Source organism: Streptomyces sp. CAI-85 (assembly GCF_013363615.1).
GTDB classification, from domain to species: Bacteria; Actinomycetota; Actinomycetes; order Streptomycetales; family Streptomycetaceae; genus Streptomyces; species Streptomyces antibioticus_B.
In genome coordinates, this window is sequence record NZ_JAANNX010000166.1 from 1 (window position 1) to 1910 (window position 1910).

Here is a 1910-nt window from a genome sequence, read left to right on the forward strand (position 1 = left end):
GAGCAGCGCGCCGTCTCGCTGAACGTCGAGGACTACATCTTCCAGGCCGAGGTGCCGCAGGAAGAGGTCGTCCAGATCAAGAACGGCGACCGCAAGACGATCCGCCAGAACAAGCTCCCGGGCTACGTCCTGGTGCGCATGGACCTGACGAACGAGTCCTGGGGCGTCGTCCGCAACACCCCCGGCGTCACCGGCTTCGTGGGCAACGCCTACGACCCGTACCCGCTGACCCTGGACGAGATCGTCAAGATGCTCGCCCCGGAGGCCGAGGAGAAGGCCGCCCGCGAGGCCGCCGAGGCCGAGGGCAAGCCCGCCCCGCAGCGCAAGGTCGAGGTCCAGGTGCTGGACTTCGAGGTCGGCGACTCGGTCACCGTCACCGACGGCCCGTTCGCCACGCTCCAGGCCACGATCAACGAGATCAACGCCGACTCGAAGAAGGTCAAGGGCCTCGTCGAGATCTTCGGCCGCGAGACCCCGGTCGAGCTGAGCTTCGACCAGATCCAGAAGAACTAGTTCTGGACCACACGCCTCCGATCAGGTCAGACGGGCTGTCGAAGCCGGTCTGACCTGCTCGGTTTTTGGCCGCACACCTATACCCGTTATCGTTGTGCGGTATGCCTGCGTCCGGGTTGTCCCCCGAACGCAGGCAGGACCCGAACCGAAAGGACCCGGAGAGCTATGCCTCCCAAGAAGAAGAAGGTCACGGGGCTCATCAAGCTCCAGATCCAGGCCGGCGCCGCCAACCCGGCTCCGCCGGTCGGCCCGGCGCTGGGTCAGCACGGCGTGAACATCATGGAGTTCTGCAAGGCGTACAACGCCGCGACCGAGTCGCAGCGTGGCTGGGTGATCCCGGTGGAGATCACGGTCTACGAGGACCGCTCCTTCACCTTCATCACCAAGACGCCGCCGGCCGCCAAGATGATCCTCAAGGCCGCGGGCATCGAGAAGGGCTCCGGCGAGCCGCACAAGACCAAGGTCGCCAAGATCACCGAGGCGCAGGTCCGCGAGATCGCCACGACCAAGCTGCCCGACCTCAACGCCAACGACCTGGACGCCGCCGCGAAGATCATCGCCGGTACCGCGCGTTCCATGGGCGTCACCGTCGAGGGCTGACCTCACCCCCGTACCCAGCAGTAGTGGCAGGGCCTGCTCGGCCCGTACCACGACTCCTCAGAATCACCAGGAGCAGTAGTGAGCAAGCGCAGCAAGTCTCTCCGCGCTGCGGACGCCAAGATCGACCGGGAGAAGCTCTACGCCCCGCTCGAGGCCGTCCGTCTCGCCAAGGAGACCTCCACGAGCAAGTTCGACGGCACCGTCGAGGTCGCCTTCCGCCTGGGTGTCGACCCGCGCAAGGCCGACCAGATGGTCCGTGGCACCGTGAACCTGCCGCACGGCACCGGCAAGACCGCCCGGGTCCTGGTCTTCGCGACCGGTGACCGTGCTGCGGCCGCGGAGGCCGCGGGCGCCGACATCGTCGGCTCCGACGAACTGATCGACGAGGTCGCGAAGGGCCGTCTGGACTTCGACGCCGTCGTCGCCACCCCGGACCTCATGGGCAAGGTCGGCCGCCTCGGCCGCGTGCTCGGTCCCCGTGGCCTGATGCCGAACCCGAAGACCGGCACGGTCACCCCGGACACGGCCAAGGCCGTGACCGAGATCAAGGGCGGCAAGATCGAGTTCCGCGTCGACAAGCACTCGAACCTGCACTTCATCATCGGCAAGACGTCGTTCGACGACACCAAGCTGGTGGAGAACTACGGCGCGGCCCTGGAGGAGATCCTCCGTCTGAAGCCGTCCGCCGCCAAGGGCCGCTACATCAAGAAGGCCGCGATCAGCAGCACGATCGGCCCCGGCATCCAGGTCGACCCGAACCGCACCCGCAACCTCCTCGTCGAGGAGGACCCGGCCGC

3 protein-coding genes are annotated in these 1910 nt (G+C 67.1%); all 3 read left to right on the plus strand.

Annotated features, from left to right (window positions below; genetic code table 11):
- On the plus strand, nucleotides 1-513 hold a 513-nt coding region (gene nusG / locus G6W55_RS37460), incomplete at its 5' end, for a transcription termination/antitermination protein NusG (protein ID WP_175525042.1).
- A gap of 165 nt (nucleotides 514-678) precedes the next feature.
- Complete coding sequence (rplK, locus tag G6W55_RS37465) at nucleotides 679-1113, plus strand: 50S ribosomal protein L11 (protein ID WP_030317334.1); 435 nt, start codon at nucleotides 679-681, stop codon at nucleotides 1111-1113.
- Nucleotides 1114-1191: 78 nt separating this feature from the next.
- The coding region (gene rplA, locus G6W55_RS37470; protein ID WP_175525043.1) for a 50S ribosomal protein L1 at nucleotides 1192-1910 on the plus strand (719 nt) is incomplete at its 3' end.